Here is a 19,918-nt window from a genome sequence, read left to right on the forward strand (position 1 = left end):
ACCTGAATGGATAGAACAGAAAGCATCTATCTCGCCAACCTTACGTTATTGGAGACCTTGTCGGTCTCCTTTTCGAAATGGCAGCATGAGCCTATTCTGGACTTTGAAACAGATGTTCGTATAGCAAAAGAACTTGGCTGGACAGGTCTGCACAGCAAGAGCCTATTCTTAAAAAAGAAAGGCGGCGGGTTTGCTCTGTTTCTAACCGATAAAGACTCTAGGTTAGACAAAGCTCAACTAAAACTCGCGCTCGGCAAACGTACCTCTATCTGCAGCAATGAGGAAATGATTGAGCAGATTGGTTGTGTCCCTGGCGCGGTATGTCCGATAGGACTCCCTGAAGACATCACCATTGTTGTCGATAGCCGTTTATTTGATGCCGAAGAGATTCTTTATACACCGGGTAAACCTGATTGGACATTTGGTATTGATGGTAGCGCTCTCAAACAGGTGCTAGACAGCGTTCCAAACCAAGTCATTGAAATAGAAAAAGGAGAAGCCTAGCTTCTCCTTTTTTACATTTGATATTAACGCCTGGACGATCAGTCCACTTTGTTTAAATGCACATCCATCTGTGGAAATGGAATTTCAATACCTTCTGCATCTAACGCTTCTTTGATCGCTTGTAGCGTATCGAAGTACACATCCCAGTACTGCTCAGTACGAACCCATGGGCGAACCACAAAGTTCACAGAAGAGTCAGCAAGAGCGACTACACCAACGGTAATGCCAGGCTCTTTTAGAATACGCTCATCTGCTTCAAGCGTTTTGCGAATCACTTCTTGTGTCTTCTTCAAATCCGCACCGTAAGAGACGCCAATGACGTGGTCGATACGACGAGTCGCATGACGCGAATAGTTGGTGATTGGAGAGCCAATGACCGATGCATTTGGTACCACAACCATTTTGTTGTCAGGTGTCGTTAGGATAGTTTGGAAGATCTGAATAGAATCTACTGAGCCAGCAACACCACCAATCTCTACATAATCGCCTGACTTGAATGGACGGAAGCCAACAATCAATACACCAGCAGCAAAGTTAGACAGCGAGCCTTGCAGCGCAAGACCGATAGCCAAACCAGCAGCACCAATAACCGCAACCACTGATGCGGTTTGTACACCGATGCGACTTAGTGCAGCAATCAGCACGATAACAAACAAGGTGTAACGTACGATGCCGTGAATAAACTCGACAACGGCCTTATCCATTTTCTTCTTGTGCAGCAACTTAGCTACGCTGCCGGCAATCGCTTTAACCACGATGTTACCAATGAACAGGATAAGCAGTGCAGAAATGATATTCACACCATACTGAACTAGAAGATCAGAGTTGTTAGTTAACCATTTCTCAGCATGAGACAAACTGTCTACAAGGGGAGTTTCAATATCAACAGACTCATTGGCCATATTGTGTACCTCTAGGATAATGATGAGCAAAGCGAGTCTTAGCTAATACCACTGACTTATTAGCAAAGGCGCGCAAAAACGTTAAAGCATATCGATTACAAATACCAATACACAAAACATAACAAAAGGTTACGCAATCAAGAGCGGTTGTGCCAGTTTTTTTAATCACATCACGTTATTTTCCACCAGGCATAAAAAAAGCCGCTCTAAAGAGCGACTTTTTTCATCTTACTATCAGTTAAATCTTATTCGATTTAATCTTATAGTACGTCGATAGCGTTTAGGTCAGCGAAAGCTTTCTCTAGACGAGCAACCATTGAAGATTGACCTGCACGTAGCCATACGCGTGGGTCGTAGTACTTCTTGTTTGGCGCAGCTTCGCCAGTTGGGTTGCCGATTTGACCTTGTAGGAAATCAAAGTTCTCAGCCGAGTAAGTACGGATACCGTCCCAAGTTGCCCACTGTGTATCAGTATCGATGTTCATTTTGATAACACCGTAGCCGATAGACTCTTGGATTTCTGCTTCAGAAGAACCAGAACCACCGTGGAATACGAAGTTTAGAGCGTTAGGTGCGATACCGAACTTCTCTGCACAGTATGCTTGAGAGTCACGTAGGATAGTTGGAGTTAGAACAACGTTACCTGCTTGGTAAACACCGTGTACGTTACCGAAAGAAGCCGCGATAGTGAAACGTGGGCTGATAGCCGTTAGTTTCTCGTATGCGTACGCTACGTCTTCTGGAGAAGTGTAAAGCTCAGATGCGTCCATGTGAGAGTTATCAACGCCGTCTTCTTCACCACCAGTACAACCTAGTTCAATCTCTAGAGTCATGCCCATTTTCGCCATGCGAGCTAGGTATTGACCAGAGATTTCGATGTTCTCTTCTAGAGACTCTTCAGAAAGGTCAATCATGTGAGAAGAGAATAGTGGCTTACCAGTTTGAGCGAAGAACTCTTCACCTGCGTCTAGAAGGCCGTCGATCCATGGTAGTAGTTTCTTAGCAGCGTGGTCAGTATGAAGAATAACTGGAACACCGTAAGATTCAGCAACTGCGTGAACGTATTTTGCACCAGCAACTGCACCTAGGATTTGCGCGCCTTGACCTTCAAGCTTAACGCCTTTACCAGCGAAGAAGCCAGCACCGCCGTTAGAGAACTGAACTACAACTGGAGCTTTAACTTTAGCTGCAGCTTCAAGAACACCGTTGATAGAGTCAGTGTTAACTACGTTAACTGCAGGAAGAGCGAAGTTGTTCTCTTTAGCAACTTCAAATACTTTCTGAACGTCATCGCCAGAGATAACACCTGGTTTTACGAAGTCGAAGATCTTAGACATGGAATAAGTCCTATTTTCTGTCGTTTTAAATAAAAATTGGCAATCGTTTGCTCACAATGGGCGGCATTGTATCAAAGTTAACCAGCCATTGCAGCATAGATAAAAGCGGACTCATTAGTCCGCCTTATAAAAAGATAATTATGCTTTAGCACGCTCTTCAAGCATTGCTACTGCTGGAAGTACTTTACCTTCAACAAACTCAAGGAAAGCACCGCCGCCTGTAGAGATGTAAGAAACGTCAGCTTTGATACCGAACTTGTCGATAGCTGCTAGCGTGTCACCACCACCTGCTACAGAGAAACCTTCAGATTCAGCGATCGCTTTAGAAATGCCTTCTGTACCCGCTTCGAAGTTCTTGAATTCGAATACGCCAACAGGGCCATTCCATAGGATAGTTTTAGCATCTTTTAGGATTTTCGCTAGTTCAGCTGTTGAGTCTGGACCTAGGTCGAAGATCATGTCGTCGTCTTGAACTTCAGATACGTGCTTGATTTCAGCCTCTGCGTTCTCGTCGAATGCTTTTGCACATGCAACGTCAGTAGCAACTGGAATTGCACACTCGTCCATTAGCTTCTTAGCTGTGTCTACTAGGTCTGCTTCGTATAGAGACTTACCTACGTTGTGACCAGCAGCTGCGATGAACGTGTTCGCGATACCACCGCCAACAACAAGTTGGTCAGCGATTTTAGATAGAGACTCAAGAACCGTTAGCTTAGTAGAAACTTTAGAACCACCAACGATAGCCACCATTGGACGAGCTGGTTTGTCCATTGCTTGACCTAGTGCGTCTAGTTCGTTAGCTAATAGAGGACCTGCACACGCAACTGGCGCGTTCATGCCAACGCCGTGAGTAGACGCTTGTGCACGGTGAGCAGTACCGAATGCATCCATTACGAAGATGTCACATAGTGCTGCGTACTTCTTAGATAGCTCTTCTTCGTTCTTTTTCTCGCCTTTGTTGAAGCGAACGTTTTCAAGAACAACAAGCTCACCCGTGTTTAGCTCAAGACCGTCTAGGTAATCTTTAGCAAGCTTAACTTCACACTCAAGTGCGTCGTTTAGGTAGTTAACAACAGGTTGTAGAGAGAACTCTTCTGCGTACTCGCCTTCAGTAGGACGACCTAGGTGAGACGTAACCATCACTTTAGCACCAGCTTCTAGACAGTGCTTGATGGTTGGTAGAGACGCAAGGATACGAGCGTCAGATGTTACTTTACCGTCTTTAACAGGTACGTTCAGATCAGCACGGATAAATACGCGTTTACCTGCTAGATCCAGGTCAGTCATCTTGATTACAGACATGTTTAGTCCTCTCAACTAAAAAATAAATAAAGTTTTTGAAACCCGGCTTCTTGCCAAGTTTTAGAATTCATCAACTGGTTACTTATATTGGGCTCATGAATATTAATTTCAACCTTCAAAATTAATATTTTCCCCAAGAGCGCCCTTGATACTACTGAGACGCTTGCATTGCTAACGCGGTGTCTAACATGCGGTTAGCAAAGCCCCACTCGTTGTCACACCACACCAACATTTTGACCAGACGACCATCACTCACTCGAGTCTGTGTCCCATCAACAATGGCGCTGTGTGGGTCGTGGTTAAAGTCCACGGAAACCAGCGGTGCTTCAGTATAGTCAACAATGCCGTCTAATGTACACCGAGAAGCATTAATAATGACTTGATTTACGTCATTAACTTTCACATTCGTATTTATAGTTACACTAAGATCCATAGCGGTGACATTAATTGTTGGCACTCTTACAGAAATTGCTTCAAATTTGTTAGAAAATTTCGGAAAGATGCGTTCGATGCCTTTGTGAAGTTTGGTATCCACAGGAATGATGGATAGACTGGCAGAGCGTGTACGGCGTAGATCACCATGATACGCGTCGATAACCTGTTGATCATTCATTGAAGAGTGAATGCTAGTAATGGTGCCAGAGTCGATACCAAAGGCTTCATCTAACGCTTGGATAACCGGTACGATACAGTTTGTGGTACAAGAGCCATTCGAGACAATGTTATGATCTTTGGTAAGAGTATGATGGTTAACACCGTAAATAATGGTGTTATCAAGATCATTGCTGCCAGGGTGAGAAAACAACACTTTCTTAGCACCAGCTTCGATGTGCTTCATGCCATCAGCGCGACTACCGAACACGCCAGTACAATCTAGAACAATATCGACTTCTAGATTCTTCCAAGGCAGTAAACTAATGTCTTCTAAGTGCAAAATACGAATGGTGTCGAACTGACCATCTTTGTGAGTCAGATACAGATGCTCTTGGTCATGGGTGACTTTTTTATCAAAACGACCATGACTGGTATCGTATTGAAGCAAATGAGCCATCGCTTCTGGCTGCGCAAGTTCGTTTACGGCGACGACTTTGATTTGGTCGTTCTTCTCGCTTTCGTATAGCGCTCTGAGTACATTCCGTCCAATGCGTCCAAAACCATTGATTGCCACTCTTAGCATCGCATTACGCCTTTTTTGTTCACGTGATAAGGGCTTGCATGGTAACCGATCGACCGACATTTCGCATTACGTGATTAGCAATTTGATTGCGCTATTTATCACCAATAGTTGCGATGCATATCTCTTATGCGCTCACTTTTTCTTTCAATAGCCCTGTTACACTTAAATGAGAGTCATGATCTTGTGTCTTTTAACCACACAGTTTTTAACGCACAGGAGGTGTTCTCTATGACAAGCTCAACTTACTGCCAAGCTTGCAACAAACCCACCAGTCACAAAGAGATGCTGGTACGCAAGCCAAGCAGTTACGATACCGAGCCATCCTTAATGGGCAAGATTAAGCTGTTTGCGCATACGTTTATTAATGGCGGCCATTACTACGATATGGATCGCTACATAACCTGCCAAGACTGTGGCAAACGTACACTTGAAAACAAAGGCAAAGAGTTTGAATAGCCACAAAAAAACCGAGCACTAGGCTCGGTTTTTCATTTCAAGATGAAGGTGCTTATGCAAGCAGCCCTTTTGCCGTGTTCACAACGTTTTCCGTTGTGAAACCAAACATCTTGAATAGCTCGCCTGCTGGTGCAGACTCACCGAATGTCGTCATACCGATGATCTTGCCACCGAAGCCAACATACTTGTACCAGTAATCCGCAATACCCGCTTCAACCGCGATACGCTTAGTCACTGCCGCTGGAAGAACCGCTTCACGGTATGCTTCATCTTGCGCGTCAAATACGTCAGTTGAAGGAAGAGACACAACGCGTACTTTCTTGCCTTCAGCCGTTAGCTCAGCGTAAGCGTTTGTTGCTAGTTCAACTTCAGAACCGGTTGCGATAAGGATCAGCTCAGGCGTGCCTTCACAATCTTTCAGGATGTAACCACCTTTAGCAACGTTTGCTAGCTGCTCTGCGTCACGCTCTTGCTGCGTTAGGTTTTGACGAGAGAAGATTAGCGACGTAGGGCCGTCTTTACGCTCAATCGCGTATTTCCAAGCGACTGCAGACTCAACCTGGTCACATGGGCGCCATGTGCTCATGTTTGGCGTTACGCGTAGTGATGCGATTTGCTCAACCGGCTGGTGCGTTGGACCGTCTTCACCCAGACCGATAGAGTCGTGCGTGTAAACTTGGATGTTTTGCACTTTCATCAGTGCAGCCATGCGCATTGCGTTACGAGCGTATTCCATGAACATTAGGAATGTTGCACCGTACGGTACGAAACCACCGTGCAGAGCAATACCATTGATGATCGCCGTCATACCGAATTCACGTACACCGTAGTGGATGTAGTTGCCAGACGCATCGTCAGCCGTTAGAGACTGAGAACCAGACCACATGGTCAGGTTTGATGGTGCTAGGTCAGCAGAGCCGCCCATGAATTCTGGAAGCATCTTACCAAACGCTTCTAGCGCGTTTTGAGACGCTTTGCGTGATGCAATGTTTGCTGGATTCGCTTGAAGGTCAGCGATGATCTTGCTTGTAGCTTGTTCCCATTCAGCAGGAAGCTCACCGTTCACACGACGCTTAAACTCAGCCGCAAGTTCTGGGTAAGCCGCTTCATAAGCTGCTAGCTTCTCGTTCCAAGCTGCTTCTTTAGCCGTGCCTGCTTCGTTTGCATCCCACTCAGCTTTGATATCAGCTGGGATTTCGAATGGACCGTGCTCCCAACCTAGGAATTCGCGTGCTGCTGCAATTTCGTCGTGACCTAGAGGTGCACCGTGACAGTCGTGAGAGCCCGCTTTGTTTGGCGAACCAAAACCGATGATAGTTTTAGTACAGATAAGTGTTGGACGTGGATCCGCTTTTGCCGCCTCGATCGCTGCATTGATCGCGTCAGCATCGTGACCGTCTACCGCTGGGATTACGTGCCAGCCGTATGCTTCAAAGCGCTTAGGCGTGTCATCAGAGAACCAACCTTCCACTTCGCCATCGATAGAGATGCCGTTGTCATCCCAGAAAGCGATCAGCTTGCCTAGACCTAACGTACCCGCTAGCGAACACGCTTCGTGAGAGATACCTTCCATCAGACAGCCATCACCCATGAAGACATAAGTGAAGTGGTCAACGATGTCGTGACCTTCTTTGTTGAATTGCGCTGCAAGGGATTTCTCAGCCAGTGCCATACCAACCGCGTTAGTGATGCCTTGACCTAGTGGGCCAGTCGTCGTCTCGATACCTGGTGCATAGCCGTACTCTGGGTGACCTGGCGTTTTCGAGTGCAGTTGACGGAAGTTTTTAAGATCGTCAATTGATAGCTCGTAGCCGCTTAGGTGAAGCAAAGAGTAAATCAGCATTGAGCCGTGGCCGTTTGATAGTACGAAACGGTCGCGGTCAGCCCACTCTGGGTTTGACGGGTTGTGATTTAGGTGAGAACGCCAAAGAACTTCAGCGATATCTGCCATACCCATTGGTGCACCTGGGTGACCTGAGTTAGCTTGTTGAACACCATCCATGCTTAGCGCGCGGATTGCATTAGCGAGTTGTTTACGAGAAGACATGTCTGCTCCTGAGTGCATTAAGCGAATTCCAAGTTTTTCATAGACTGATTGAATAATCAGCGGCCGCTATTGTCGCAAAGCCATATAGTCTCTGCAAACGATTTACCGTCATTTTTTGGCATTATCGCCGAATAATGTCGCCGGAATGTGGCGATTCACATACAAAACAGGCAAACGTTTGGCTATATGTTAAAAGCAAAAATCGCTTGCTAATCGAACATTGATGACTAGAATAGACGTCTAGATGTAGATACACCTACTATATATCATTGAATTTATTACAAGTGAGTGATTAGACACTCGCTTAAAAACAGTAATTGGAGCTCTCATGGCTAAGCACCTGTTTACTTCTGAGTCAGTATCAGAAGGCCATCCAGATAAAATCGCAGACCAAATTTCTGATGCGGTTCTTGATGCAATCCTAGAACAAGATCCAAAAGCACGTGTTGCTTGTGAAACTTACGTTAAGACTGGCATGGTGATGGTGGGTGGTGAGATCACTACTTCAGCATGGGTAGACATCGAAGAGCTAACGCGTGAAACCGTTCGCGAAATCGGCTATGTTCACTCTGACATGGGTTTTGACGCGGATTCTTGTGCTGTTCTGAACACCATCGGTAAGCAGTCTCCAGATATCAACCAAGGCGTTGATAAAGCAGATCCTAAAGAACAAGGCGCGGGCGACCAAGGTATCATGTTCGGTTACGCAACGAACGAAACTGACATCCTAATGCCAGCACCGATTACTTACTCTCACCTTCTTGTTCAAAAGCAAGCGGAAGTGCGTAAGAACGGCACTCTACCTTGGCTACGTCCAGACGCTAAGTCTCAGGTAACGTTCCAATACGACCAAGGTAAGATCGTTGGTATCGATGCGGTTGTTCTTTCTACTCAGCACTGCGATACCATCTCTACCCCTGATCTGCGTGAAGCGGTTATGGAAGAGATCATCAAGCCAGTACTACCATCAGAGTGGATCAACAAAGAAACGAACTTCTTCATCAACCCAACCGGTCGCTTCGTAATCGGCGGTCCTATGGGTGACTGTGGTCTAACAGGTCGTAAGATCATCGTTGATACCTACGGCGGCGCGGCTCGTCACGGTGGCGGTGCATTCTCTGGTAAAGATCCATCAAAAGTTGACCGCTCTGCAGCATACGCAGCACGTTATGTAGCGAAGAACATCGTAGCGGCTGGCATGGCTGACCGTTGTGAAATCCAACTGTCTTACGCAATCGGTGTTGCGGATCCAACGTCTATCATGGTTGAGACATTTGGTACTGAAAAAGTCTCTCACGACATCATCGTAGAAGCCGTTCGTCAAAACTTCGACCTACGTCCATACGGTCTGCAAGAGATGCTAAACCTGCTTCAGCCTATCTACAAGAAGACTGCAGCATACGGTCACTTCGGTCGCGAAGAGTTCCCTTGGGAAGCGACAGACAAAGCAGCGATCCTGCGTGAGTTTACTGGTCTGTAATTACTCTTAACCTGAGTTTTTTACTCCAAAAAAGCCCTCAAAATTTTTTTGAGGGCTTTTTTATTTTTTAATCCTGTCTTTTCAAATACTTTGTTACAAAAATGTTAATTCACTATCTTGTAGCTTGTATTTAATACCCTTCTGAAAATTGTGTTTTCCTCTAACACGGTCAATAGTTAGACAAAAGTGCCCTTGCGAATAGACCGCTTTGAGAGTTTGTTCGTATGCAAAATAGAGCGCTTAAGAAGGGAAGACGCTAACAACGGAAAATGGCTGGATTTTGCAAAGGTAAATGCAAGTCTATTGCCCGACGTATCCATGATGATTAGCGCCATGCCCTGATAAAACGAAGGCCAGTTTGTCAATCAGGGAGGACATATGCCTCGAACCGTTAATTCTGATGACTTCCAGAAGAAACATGAAGTCAGGGATCAAGATTACGCTAAAACCATTCCATCTAACCAGCTCAGTGTGTCTGCACCATTTCATTGGTTAGCACTTGGGCTACATGACCTTATTCGCATGCCGATCATCAGCGCTTTTTATGGGCTCTGTTTTACTGCCGCTGCCGTCGCTATCGTGCTTCTGGTGCAATGGCAAGGCACGCACCTAGTGATCATGCCAAGCTTGGTTGTGTACATGTTGATTGGTCCGTTTCTCGCTTTAGGTCTCTATGATGCAGCATGGGAAAGAGAGAAAGGTCATAAACCAAGTCTATTCCACTCTATGAAAGCCATTGGGCGCAACTCCACCTCGCAATGGGCGTTTGCGGTACTCTTGGCCGTCGCCATGATCTTTTGGATGCGCATAGCGGCTCTGCTGCACGCACTCTACCCCTCTGTACAAGGTGCACCACTCTCTGAATTTGCTCCATTCTTGATTACCGGTAGCGTAGTTGGTGCGGTGATTGCGGCTATCATCTTCTCCATCTCAGCATTCTCTATCCCACTTATGATGGAGCGCCGTGTCGACATTATGACCGCTGTGTTCACCAGTTTTAATGCCGTCAAATCTAACGTACCAGCCATGATTGTTTGGGCTCTGATTATCTGCGGCGGGATCTTGATTGGTTTTGCCACATATGGCATAGGAATGATCGTGACAATGCCGATCCTTGGTTACGGCACATGGCACGCCTATCACGAGACCATCAAAAAGAAACACCACGCGTAACACGTTGGCATACTCAGCCAACCTCAGTAGAATGGCGCCCTGTTTGGGCGCTTTTTTATTGTAGGTTATACCCCGTGGATGCTTCGCTTTCTGAGCAACTTCATTATCAAGCCATTAAGACTCTGTCTCGCTGCACTGAGCAAGCTCGCCAGTACTTTGAGCGTGATTTCCCAGTCCCAGCCCTTAACTATAAGTTGCGTGGCAAGGCGGCGGGTAAAGCCTACCTACAATCGTGGGAAGTACGCCTCAATCCCGTTCTGTTTGTCGAAAACCAGCAAGACTTTATTGAAGAGGTCATCCCACACGAAGTCGCCCACTTGATCACTCATGCACTATTTGGACGGGTGCGCCCACACGGCAAAGAGTGGCAAATGGTCATGAGTCAGGTATTTGGTATCGCCCCAAAAACCACACACTCTTTGAATGTGAGTTCAGTACAAGGGCGAACTTTCGAGTATCGCTGCCAATGTGACACCTTTGCCGTCACGGTTCGTCGTCACAATAAGGTAATGCGCCAACAAGCCAGTTATCGCTGTCGTAAGTGCGGGGATACTATCGAGTTTACTGGTAAGCAGCTAAGCTAGTTACATGATCTAACTATCAATAGCTAAGGTCTTTTTTGCGAGTTACACTAGGTTATCCCAACCTTTTATAGACCTTGCTATGATCCGCCAGTTATTCGTTACGGCCTTTTTATTGTCCGCCGTTCTTCCCATTACTGTTCACAGTGCACCGCCAAATAGCTTTAGCAAAGCAAAAAAAGAAGCAGTCAAAATTTATGCCGACCACCCAATAAGTTTTTACTGTGGCTGCGATATTCAATGGCAAGGTAAAAAAGGCACCCCGGATCTGTCCGCTTGTGGCTATCAGGTTCGTAAGCAACAAAAACGTGCCAGTCGCATCGAGTGGGAGCATGTGGTGCCTGCGTGGCAATTTGGCCACCAGCGACAATGTTGGCAACAAGGCGGACGCAAAAACTGCACGCGCAATGACAAGCATTTCAAGCTGATGGAAGCAGACTTGCACAACCTGACGCCAGCGATTGGTGAAGTGAATGGTGATCGTTCAAATTACAACTTCTCACAGTGGAATGGCATGGACGGGGTCAGCTACGGCCGCTGTGAGATGCAGGTTAACTTTAAGCAGCGCAAGGTCATGCCGCCGGATCGTGCACGTGGCTCTATCGCTCGTACCTATCTTTATATGAGCCAAGAATATGGCTTTAAGCTGTCTAAACAGCAGACACAGCTCATGAATGCCTGGAATAAAACCTATCCTGTCGATGCTTGGGAGTGTACTCGCAACGAGCGTATTAAGCGCATTCAAGGCAACGACAATCCGTTCGTGGCACAGGCGTGCAAAAATCCCAGCTAAATCCTACGCCAAGCCCTTGTAATTTCGGGGGCTGGCATCCATCTTATACCTCAATACTGTTTGTTGTTTGGAAATTGTTATGCGTATACCTCGACTCTATCACCCTGAAACGATTCAATCTTTGGGCACACTTGCGCTCAGTGATGATGCCGCAGGACACATCGGCCGAGTGTTGCGTATGAAAGAAGGTCAAGAGGTACTGCTGTTTGATGGCAGCGGTCATGAATTTCCAGCCACTATTACTAACGTTGGCAAGAAAAGCGTTGATGTCGATATCCGCGAGAAAATCGCAGTCAGTATCGAGTCACCGCTCGATCTTCATCTCGGACAAGTCATTTCTCGTGGCGACAAGATGGAGTTCACCATTCAGAAGTCGGTCGAACTGGGCGTCAACACCATCACACCACTCATCTCAGAACGTTGCGGCGTTAAGCTCGATGCCAAACGTTTTGAGAAAAAATTGCAGCAGTGGCAAAAGATCGCCATCAGTGCCTGCGAACAATGTGGCCGTAACACGATCCCTGTGATTCGTCCGATCATATCGCTTGAAGAGTGGTGTGCAGAGCCATCTGACGCGCTCAAGCTCAACCTTCATCCAAGAGCCAAATACTCAATCAATACCTTGCCAGAGCCAGTTCAAAAGGTTCGTCTACTTATCGGTCCAGAGGGCGGATTATCAGCGCAAGAAATTGAAATGACGGAACAATATCAATTCGAAGAAACCCTGCTTGGTCCTCGCGTACTGAGAACAGAAACGGCCGCGCTTACGGCGATCACGGCACTTCAAGTACGCTTTGGCGATTTAGGTTAACGGGAGAAAACAATGCTCAAACTCGGTATCGTGATGGATCCAATTTCCTCCATCAACATCAAGAAAGACTCTAGCTTTGCAATGATGCTGGAAGCCCAGCGTCGCGGTTATGAAATCCACTATATGGAAATGAATGACCTGCACCTAGATCAAGGCACTGCTGTCGCCGACACCAAAGTCGTCAAGCTCAAAGAAGATCCAAACGGCTGGTATGAATTTACTTCAGAGCAAACCATCGAACTGTCAGAACTTGACGCAGTGCTGATGCGTAAAGATCCTCCGTTCGACACTGAATATATCTACGCGACCTACATCCTAGAACGTGCAGAAGAAAAAGGCACGCTCATCGTCAATAAGCCTCAGAGCCTACGTGACTGTAACGAAAAGCTATTCACTGCGTGGTTCCCAGAGCTGACACCAACGACTATTGTGACTCGCAAAGCAGACAAGATTAAACAGTTCCGTGACCAACATGGTGATGTGATCCTAAAACCACTCGATGGTATGGGCGGCGCATCTATTTTCCGTGTTAAGCAAGACGACCCTAACGTTTCAGTGATCATTGAAACGCTGACCAATCACGGCCAAAACTATGCGATGGCACAAACGTTCGTTCCTGATATCAGTAACGGTGACAAGCGTATTCTCGTTGTTGACGGCGAACCAATGCCGTACTGCCTAGCGCGTATCCCTGCCAAGGGTGAAACCCGCGGTAACTTAGCTGCTGGCGGCCGTGGTGAAGCACGTCCCTTAAGTGAGACAGACAAGCAAATTGCCGAAGCTGTTGCTCCCACTTTGAAAGAGAAAGGCTTAATCTTTGTAGGACTGGATGTTATTGGTGACAAACTGACAGAAATCAACGTGACCAGCCCAACCTGTATTCGTGAAATCGAAGCCGCCTTTGACATCTCTATTACCGGCAAGCTAATGGATGCTATCGAGCGTCGTTTAGGCAAATAGCCAATAGTGGATGTAGATAGGGAGAAACGGGTATGAACTTAGCTAATCACTTTCTCGTTGCCATGCCAGGGATGAAAGATCCCTACTTTCAGCGCAGCGTGATTTATGTGTGCGAGCACAACGATGAGGGCGCGATGGGCATCATGATCAGCACCCCAATTGATGTGACTGTCGCAAACATGCTTAAGCAAATACAAGTTGAACTCCCTATCGCTTCACAAACCACCCACAGCAAGAGCCTCGACGAGCCAGTACTGAACGGCGGCCCCGTGTCCGAGGACCGTGGGTTTATCCTACATAATCCTAAAGATCAGTATCAATCGAGCATTCAGATCACCGACCGGGTATCAGTCACTACATCCAAAGACATTTTGGCGGTACTAGGTACCGATGCTCAACCTGAAAACTATATCGTCGCCCTCGGTTATTCTGGCTGGAGTGCAGGACAGCTGGAGACAGAGCTGGCTGAAAACTCTTGGCTCACCATAGAGGCGGATCCAAGCGTTATCTTTGACACTCCAGTGGAAGAGCGTTGGAGTAGTGCGGTGGGTATGTTAGGGTTTGATATCGCTCAGCTTTCAGCGGATGTCGGTCACGCATAGACTGCATTGCGCATAGCCCTCGTCTTTACAAGAATAGTGCCTTCACAAACAGAGAACTTATGACATCCAGAACCATCGTTGCTTTCGACTTCGGAACCAAAAGTATTGGTAGTGCTATCGGCCAAGAGGTCACCGGCACAGCAAGCCCACTAAAGGCTTTCAAGGCCAAAGACGGTATCCCCAACTGGGATGACATCGAAGCAACACTCAAAGAGTGGCAACCCGATCTCATCGTTGTTGGCTTGCCAACAGATGTGCGCGGCAAAGCGCTTGAAGACATTACTGCACGCGCTAAAAAGTTTGCTAACCGCGTTCATGGCCGTTTCGGTTACCAAGTTGAAATGCACGATGAAAGGCTGTCTACAGCCGAGGCTCGCTCAGAATTGTTTGAGATGGGGGGTTACAAGGCATTGTCAAAAGGCAATGTCGATTGCCAATCAGCAGTTGTGATCCTAGAGAGCTGGTTTGAAGCGCAGTGGGCTTAAATCTGATTTAAAACAGAAAAGGATGGCAAATGCCATCCTTTTTAATTTTCGCCAGCCGCCTTTCTACTCAAAGCGACATAATTCAATTAGTCTACTTTCAGCTCTTGCAACATAGACTCAGGCAAAGCAAGTTCATCATTCTTATTCACTTGAATGCCCGCTTCAATGATGTTTTTAGCGATCGCTTTCGCTTCATCTAGTGAGTGCATCGCCGCAGTACCACACTGATACTCATTAAGCTCAGGGATCTTGTTCTGGCTCTCAACTTTCAGTACGTCTTGCATTGCATTTAGCCAAGCATCAGCAACTTGCTGCTCTGATGGCGTACCAATCAAGCTCATGTAAAAGCCCGTGCGACAACCCATTGGAGAGATATCGATGATCTCAACCTGCTCACCATTTAGGTGCGCACGCATGAAGCCAGCATATAGGTGCTCTAGGGTGTGAATACCACGCTCAGACAAGATGTCCTTGTTTGGAGCCGTGAAACGCAGGTCGAAAACAGTAATTGTATCGCCTTTAGGGGTTTGCATTGTTTTCGCAACGCGTACCGCTGGAGCGTGCATTTTAGTGTGGTCTACCGTAAAGCTATCCAGTAGTGGCATGATATTTTCTCCTTGGTTTACTCACGGCTCCAGCCTTGGATTAAGACCGTGAGAACTGTGTCTTTTAAGAACTGTGTCTTTAGCGTGATTGTAAGTGGCGCAGCAGCGCTGCGCAACCTCAGTAGACAAGCTTAGTTAGCGACCTGGGCTTGCTCCGGTGATAAATAAGCAAAGTAATCAGACAAGAAGTCATCGAAGTTGACGCTATCCGCCGATTCAATACTCAACTGAGCAGAAACCGAACGCGTTACCTCATCTTCCATCACTTGAGTCGTATACGTTTTGTACTCGTGAGAAAGGTTCTTCTGACGGTACTCTTTACCCAATTCGCAGCCCACTTTACCTAGTCCACCTAGTTCTTTAGTTTTCGCCAGTAGCTGACCAGAAATAGACAACTCAGGGTTTTCATTCCATACCTCAAGCCTGTCACACACCGCGCTGTACTCGCTGCCACCGTGTGCTGCATCCATATGCTTCGCGATATCACGAAGATCGGTAAAGACACGCTTGACCCAAGACTGGCTATCAAGCACTTCACCATCACAACCAATTTGTAGCTGCAGACCAACCTCACGGCCTTCGACGATTACTTTGTTCCAGTTTTCGCGCCAGCATGCGAGTTCACAATCATCCATTGGCTCGGAATCTTTAAGTGCACACCAGGTTAGGAATAGATCAAGGAAGCGAATTTGCTCAGCGGTAATGCCAATTGGACTATATGGATTCACATCCAACGAGCGAACTTCTATGTATTCAACCCCACCACGAGACAGTGCCTCTGACGGTTTTTCACCACTTTTCGCTACACGTTTCGGTCTAATTGGCGCATACAGTTCGTTTTCGATCTGCAGCACATAATCGTTCAGCTGACGGTACTCACCATCGACTTTGACGCCAATCTTGGCAAAGTCTTGCGATGGGGTATGAATCGCTTGATTCAGCCCTTCCAGATACTGGTCAAGGCTGTTAAAACCAATCTTTAAGGCACTTTGTGCGCTATTGGTGTAACCAAGATCGCTCAATCTCAACGAGGTGGCTTTTGGTAAATACAAGGTGCCACCCACTTTTTCAAATGGCAGTTTAGTCTCTTTACCTTGTAAGAATGATGAGCAGATAGCAGGAGATGCACCGAAGAAATACGGGATCAACCAACCGAAGCGGTAATAGTTTCGAATCAAACCAAAATAAGCTTCCGACTTCGCATCTTGACGCGTTTTCTTGTCTTGTTCACCGAACAACGCATCCCAGAACGATTCAGGGAATGAGAAGTTAAAGTGCACACCAGAGATAATCTGCATCAAGCTGCCGTAACGATGCTTAAGACCTTGACGGTATAGCGTCTTCATACGTCCCGAATTGGACGTACCATACTGCGCTAGAGCAATGTCGTCTTCTGAGCCAACATAGCAAGGCATCGACAACGGCCATAGCTTCTCGTTACCCAGTTTGGTTTGTGTGAAGTGATGAATATCGGATAACTGATTAATCAGCGTGTCGACATCACGTGATACTGGCGTTATGAATTCCAGCAGAGACTCAGAGAAGTCCGTGGTGATGTATTCATTGGTGAAGGCTGAGCCTAACGACTTAGGGTGAGGCGTTGTCGCCAATCGACCATCGTCGGTGTAACGCAGCGATTCCCGCTCCACTCCGCGTCCGAACTCTTTGAACACGGCCTGATGTTTAGCAACTTGATCCAGTCGCTGAGCAAATTTAGTCACAATGCGATTCGCTTATAGTTTGTTATTCCAATTGAAAAACGGATACATTAGCGAACACTAAGTAAGGTGTTCGCTAAATCACCTATTCCCACTATATGGTCATGTTACTGAGAGATTTCAAGCTCTGTAATTGGAATATTCAGTTTCTCTAACTGTGGCTTCAAACGCTTAGCATCGCCAACCACTATCAATTGGTATTGGCTAGGGTCAAACCACTTCGTCGCCAGCGCATTCAGCGTCGATTTATCAACGGTGGCAACAATATCATTGCGCTGCTTCAGGTAATCCTTATCCAAACTATAGGTTAAAATCGACGAAAGCAGGCTGGCTTTTTGACTTGGTGTTTCATACGTCAATGCATCTTGCTGCCCAACGGCTAGACGCATAAATGCCAGCTCCTCATCCGTCATACCGTTCTCGCTGTAGTTTTTCAGCTCTGCGATCATTTCTTCAAGTGAGGCTAGCGTCGCATCAGCGCGCACCTGAGCGCTAAACACAATTGCACCCACCTCTCGATTACTTGCAAAATAGCCACTTGCACCATAGGTATAGCCTTTATCTTCCCTTAGGTTCTGGTTAATACGGCTATTAAAGTTGCCAGCCAAGTTAAAGTTAGCGAGGCGACTTAGGTAGAGCTCACCCGTGGCGTCAAACGGCAAACCTTGACGTACCATACGAACGATACTTTGCGGCGCAGAGGGTTTATCCACCAGGTAGATTTTCTGGCCCGCCAAAGAAGGGATGACCTCTGGATCAATCAGCGGCGCTGCTTCCCCTTGCCATAGCGACCAAAACGCTAGCTGCTCGGTAATTTGCTTCTTGGAGATATCCCCCACCACGACAATTTGTGCCCCTTGCGGTGTGTAGTGCTCGCGATAGAACGCTTTGACGTCATCCAAAGTGATGGATGAAATAGAGGCATTACTGCCGTCTGAAGAGCGGCCAAATACGCTGTCGCCATAAAGCACATCACGGGTTGCTTGCGAGGCCATCCAACTCGGTTTTTGGTGCTGATAAACCAAGCCTTCAAGCGTTTGTGCTTTGAGGCGGTCGAAGTCTTCTTGCTTCATCGCAGGGTTAAACAGCATGTCTTCGAGAAGCGTCAGTGTTTGCGGCAGATTTCGCTCCAGAGCAGACACAGAAACACGCGTGGTATATGCCCCTTCGCTAAACCCAATCTGACTGCCTAAACGATCAAGCTCAGCTTGTAGTTGCTCAACTGTACGGGTTTTGGTGCCCTCTTCCATCATAGAAGCGGTCAGCCCCGCGAGTCCCTCTTTCCCTTTTGGCACATAACGACTGCCTGCTGGTAGTTGGAAATGGATCTCCACCGTTGGCGTTTCAGACGTTTCAGTACCTAGCAGTTCACTGCCATTATCAAAGTACACTTCGTACAGCTCTGGAATTTTCGCGCTAACGGCCTCGGCCACTTTCGGCATAACACTACGATCAAAGCTGTCTACTGGACGACGGAAATCAAGATCCGCTTCAGTCACTTCGTTATACTCAGGTAGCGTGCGCGCTGGCGTTACGAATGTTGCAGGTTGCACTGCGATATCAGTGCGCCCTTTCGGCACCACGCTGAGTGTGACCTTATGTTTGTCTTCGATAAACGTTTGATAAGCCGCGCTCACCGCCTCTGGAGTGACCGCGCGAATTCGCTCTAGTGTTTGCTCTATGCGATCAGGCTTGCCATAGAAGGTTTCATTCGCGGCCAGTTGAGTGACCTTACCTTTGACACTTTCTAACGCATACACAGCACCGGCTTCAGAAAGGCCGTTGATTTGCTGTAAACGCTCTTCACTGATGCCTTGCTTTTCAAAATCATCCAAGGTGGCGAGTAAGTCATTGTAAAGCGACTTTAGTCCATCTTTATCGGTGGAAGCCCCCATCGCATAAACATAGAAGTTACAAGCGAGCTCGTTACAATCACTGAATGCGCCTGCATCAAGTGCCTTTTGGGTTTTAATCAGCTTTTGATACAACAAACCATTGGTACCGCCACCAATGGCGTCGGCCATGGCATCGAGCACAACTTGGTCGTGCGCACCGCGATAGCTTGTCGTTGGCCAACCGATCACCACCATTGGCTGACGAATGCGATCTTCTAGGGTGATATAGCGATCTTCTGGCAATACTGCAGGCTGCTTAGGTGCTTTCTCAACACTTGGCACCTCAGGGATGGTGCCAAAGTATTTATGGATCCACTCTAAGGTTTGCGCTTTATCGATGTCGCCACCAATGGTCAATACCGCATTGTTTGGCCCATACCAGCGTAAAAAGAAGGCTTTCAAATCGTTGACGTTAACACGGTCAAGATCCTCCACGTAACCGATAGGCTGCCAAGAGTACGGGTGACCCTCTGGGAACATGGCTTCCCCCATGCGCTCCCAGATTAAGCCATAAGGGCGATTATCAAAGTTCTGTGCACGCTCGTTTTTTACCGTATCACGCTGAATTTCGAATTTACGCTGGGAGACCGCACCCAGTAAGAAGCCCATGCGATCGGCTTCAAGCCACAGCATTTTCTCTAGCTGGTTCGACGGGACCGTTTCAAAGTAGTTGGTTCGATCTCGGGTCGTGGTGCCATTAAGGGTACCGCCCGCTTCCGTAATGATCTTAAAGTGCTGCTGGTCGCCAACATGCTCAGAGCCTTGGAACATCATATGTTCAAAGAAGTGAGCGAAACCGGACTTACCAATTTCTTCACGCGCCGAGCCAACATGATAGGTCACGTCTACGTGCACCAAGGGATCTGAATCATCGGGTGCTAAGATCACCGTTAGACCATTATCCAACTGGTACTTAGAGTACGGGATCATCACCCTATCGGGATCGGCTTTCATTTCCTCAACAAGGGTAATACCGGGAGGAAGTGCGCTTGCTGTTTGAGTCGAAACGTCGCTGTTACTGCAACCGTAAACAAAAACGACCGACAGCAAGCCGAGCCAGATCTTTCTCATAAGAGCTCCTTAAAGATCG

18 protein-coding genes are annotated in these 19,918 nt (G+C 47.1%); 10 read left to right on the forward strand and 8 right to left on the reverse strand.

Translation table 11 applies throughout. The features are described from left to right. Nucleotides 1–6 precede the first annotated feature (6 nt). On the forward strand, nucleotides 7–504 hold the full coding sequence (locus PG915_RS14520) for a YbaK/EbsC family protein (protein WP_353497165.1): 498 nt from the start codon (nucleotides 7–9) through the stop codon (nucleotides 502–504). A 38-nt stretch (nucleotides 505–542) separates the two neighbouring features. Here PG915_RS14520 and mscS read toward each other — a convergent pair whose 3' ends face one another. From mscS to epd, 4 genes are all read right to left on the reverse strand, one after another. After that, on the reverse strand, nucleotides 543–1,406 hold the full coding sequence (gene mscS, locus PG915_RS14525; RefSeq protein ID WP_042496213.1) for a small-conductance mechanosensitive channel MscS: 864 nt from the start codon (nucleotides 1,404–1,406) through the stop codon (nucleotides 543–545). Nucleotides 1,407–1,666: 260 nt separating this feature from the next. After that, nucleotides 1,667–2,743, reverse strand: coding sequence for a class II fructose-bisphosphate aldolase (fbaA, locus tag PG915_RS14530; RefSeq protein WP_353497166.1), 1,077 nt, complete (start codon nucleotides 2,741–2,743; stop codon nucleotides 1,667–1,669). A 138-nt stretch (nucleotides 2,744–2,881) separates the two neighbouring features. Further along, nucleotides 2,882–4,045 (reverse strand): phosphoglycerate kinase, encoded by a 1,164-nt coding sequence (locus tag PG915_RS14535; RefSeq protein ID WP_353497167.1) that lies wholly within the window; start codon nucleotides 4,043–4,045, stop codon nucleotides 2,882–2,884. A gap of 151 nt (nucleotides 4,046–4,196) precedes the next feature. After that, nucleotides 4,197–5,222: an erythrose-4-phosphate dehydrogenase gene (gene epd / locus PG915_RS14540; RefSeq protein WP_353497168.1), complete on the reverse strand. Its 1,026-nt coding sequence runs from the start codon at nucleotides 5,220–5,222 to the stop codon at nucleotides 4,197–4,199. A 219-nt stretch (nucleotides 5,223–5,441) separates the two neighbouring features. On the opposite strand from epd, the gene PG915_RS14545 reads away from it, so the two are divergent. Next, nucleotides 5,442–5,678, forward strand: coding sequence for a hypothetical protein (locus tag PG915_RS14545; RefSeq protein WP_418642257.1), 237 nt, complete (start codon nucleotides 5,442–5,444; stop codon nucleotides 5,676–5,678). Nucleotides 5,679–5,730: 52 nt separating this feature from the next. Here PG915_RS14545 and tkt read toward each other — a convergent pair whose 3' ends face one another. After that, on the reverse strand, nucleotides 5,731–7,743 hold the full coding sequence (gene tkt / locus PG915_RS14550) for a transketolase (RefSeq protein WP_353497170.1): 2,013 nt from the start codon (nucleotides 7,741–7,743) through the stop codon (nucleotides 5,731–5,733). 310 nt (nucleotides 7,744–8,053) lie between these two features. Here tkt and metK point away from each other — a divergent pair, with 310 nt between their 5' ends. The 8 genes from metK (at nucleotide 8,054) to ruvX (ending at nucleotide 14,610) form a co-directional block, all read left to right on the forward strand. Beyond that, on the forward strand, nucleotides 8,054–9,205 hold the full coding sequence (metK, locus tag PG915_RS14555; protein ID WP_353497171.1) for a methionine adenosyltransferase: 1,152 nt from the start codon (nucleotides 8,054–8,056) through the stop codon (nucleotides 9,203–9,205). A 378-nt stretch (nucleotides 9,206–9,583) separates the two neighbouring features. Continuing rightward, the gene (locus PG915_RS14560; protein WP_353497172.1) at nucleotides 9,584–10,378 is read left to right on the forward strand and encodes a DUF2189 domain-containing protein; all 795 of its coding nucleotides are present in this window, start codon (nucleotides 9,584–9,586) and stop codon (nucleotides 10,376–10,378) included. A gap of 74 nt (nucleotides 10,379–10,452) precedes the next feature. Next, entirely contained in the window at nucleotides 10,453–10,962 is a 510-nt protein-coding gene (locus PG915_RS14565) for a SprT family zinc-dependent metalloprotease (protein WP_353497173.1), read from the forward strand. Nucleotides 10,963–11,041: 79 nt separating this feature from the next. Further along, nucleotides 11,042–11,752, forward strand: coding sequence for a deoxyribonuclease I (gene endA / locus PG915_RS14570; protein ID WP_353497174.1), 711 nt, complete (start codon nucleotides 11,042–11,044; stop codon nucleotides 11,750–11,752). 79 nt (nucleotides 11,753–11,831) lie between these two features. Further along, nucleotides 11,832–12,563 carry a 16S rRNA (uracil(1498)-N(3))-methyltransferase gene (gene rsmE, locus PG915_RS14575; protein ID WP_353497175.1) on the forward strand — a complete coding sequence of 244 codons (732 nt, stop codon included), beginning with the start codon at nucleotides 11,832–11,834 and terminating at the stop codon, nucleotides 12,561–12,563. 12 nt (nucleotides 12,564–12,575) lie between these two features. After that, nucleotides 12,576–13,523, forward strand: a complete 948-nt coding sequence (gene gshB, locus PG915_RS14580; RefSeq protein WP_353497176.1) for a glutathione synthase — start codon at nucleotides 12,576–12,578, stop codon at nucleotides 13,521–13,523. A 32-nt stretch (nucleotides 13,524–13,555) separates the two neighbouring features. Further along, complete coding sequence (locus PG915_RS14585; RefSeq protein ID WP_353497177.1) at nucleotides 13,556–14,125, forward strand: YqgE/AlgH family protein; 570 nt, start codon at nucleotides 13,556–13,558, stop codon at nucleotides 14,123–14,125. A 59-nt stretch (nucleotides 14,126–14,184) separates the two neighbouring features. After that, a complete protein-coding gene (gene ruvX / locus PG915_RS14590; RefSeq protein ID WP_112478579.1) occupies nucleotides 14,185–14,610 on the forward strand; it encodes a Holliday junction resolvase RuvX in 426 nt (141 codons plus the stop codon). A gap of 86 nt (nucleotides 14,611–14,696) precedes the next feature. On the opposite strand, the gene luxS is transcribed toward ruvX, so the two are convergent. The 3 genes from luxS to PG915_RS14605 all read right to left on the reverse strand — a co-directional run bounded on the left by luxS (nucleotide 14,697) and on the right by PG915_RS14605 (nucleotide 19,899). Beyond that, nucleotides 14,697–15,215, reverse strand: a complete 519-nt coding sequence (luxS, locus tag PG915_RS14595) for an S-ribosylhomocysteine lyase (protein ID WP_353497178.1) — start codon at nucleotides 15,213–15,215, stop codon at nucleotides 14,697–14,699. Between the two features lie 131 nt (nucleotides 15,216–15,346). Next, the gene (gene gshA, locus PG915_RS14600; protein WP_353497179.1) at nucleotides 15,347–16,936 is read right to left on the reverse strand and encodes a glutamate--cysteine ligase; all 1,590 of its coding nucleotides are present in this window, start codon (nucleotides 16,934–16,936) and stop codon (nucleotides 15,347–15,349) included. 104 nt (nucleotides 16,937–17,040) lie between these two features. Further along, nucleotides 17,041–19,899, reverse strand: coding sequence for a M16 family metallopeptidase (locus PG915_RS14605; RefSeq protein WP_353497180.1), 2,859 nt, complete (start codon nucleotides 19,897–19,899; stop codon nucleotides 17,041–17,043). Nucleotides 19,900–19,918: the final 19 nt, after the last annotated feature.

Origin of the sequence: Vibrio sp. CB1-14, assembly GCF_040412085.2 — a bacterium.
In the GTDB taxonomy this organism is placed as follows: domain Bacteria; phylum Pseudomonadota; class Gammaproteobacteria; order Enterobacterales; family Vibrionaceae; genus Vibrio; species Vibrio chaetopteri.

Bases quoted from the DNA above. Each gene is read 5' to 3' on its own strand.
- gshB (WP_353497176.1), top strand. From the start codon at position 12,576: ATGCTCAAACTCGGTATCGTGATGGATCCAATTTCCTCCATCAACATC.
- PG915_RS14535 (WP_353497167.1), bottom strand. From the start codon at position 4,045: ATGTCTGTAATCAAGATGACTGACCTGGATCTAGCAGGTAAACGCGTA.
- luxS (WP_353497178.1), bottom strand. From the start codon at position 15,215: ATGCCACTACTGGATAGCTTTACGGTAGACCACACTAAAATGCACGCT.
- rsmE (WP_353497175.1), top strand. From the start codon at position 11,832: ATGCGTATACCTCGACTCTATCACCCTGAAACGATTCAATCTTTGGGC.
- PG915_RS14585 (WP_353497177.1), top strand. From the start codon at position 13,556: ATGAACTTAGCTAATCACTTTCTCGTTGCCATGCCAGGGATGAAAGAT.
- mscS (WP_042496213.1), bottom strand. From the start codon at position 1,406: ATGGCCAATGAGTCTGTTGATATTGAAACTCCCCTTGTAGACAGTTTG.
- PG915_RS14520 (WP_353497165.1), top strand. From the start codon at position 7: ATGGATAGAACAGAAAGCATCTATCTCGCCAACCTTACGTTATTGGAG.
- fbaA (WP_353497166.1), bottom strand. From the start codon at position 2,743: ATGTCTAAGATCTTCGACTTCGTAAAACCAGGTGTTATCTCTGGCGAT.
- endA (WP_353497174.1), top strand. From the start codon at position 11,042: ATGATCCGCCAGTTATTCGTTACGGCCTTTTTATTGTCCGCCGTTCTT.
- tkt (WP_353497170.1), bottom strand. From the start codon at position 7,743: ATGCACTCAGGAGCAGACATGTCTTCTCGTAAACAACTCGCTAATGCA.
- ruvX (WP_112478579.1), top strand. From the start codon at position 14,185: ATGACATCCAGAACCATCGTTGCTTTCGACTTCGGAACCAAAAGTATT.
- PG915_RS14605 (WP_353497180.1), bottom strand. From the start codon at position 19,899: ATGAGAAAGATCTGGCTCGGCTTGCTGTCGGTCGTTTTTGTTTACGGT.
- PG915_RS14560 (WP_353497172.1), top strand. From the start codon at position 9,584: ATGCCTCGAACCGTTAATTCTGATGACTTCCAGAAGAAACATGAAGTC.
- metK (WP_353497171.1), top strand. From the start codon at position 8,054: ATGGCTAAGCACCTGTTTACTTCTGAGTCAGTATCAGAAGGCCATCCA.
- epd (WP_353497168.1), bottom strand. From the start codon at position 5,222: ATGCTAAGAGTGGCAATCAATGGTTTTGGACGCATTGGACGGAATGTA.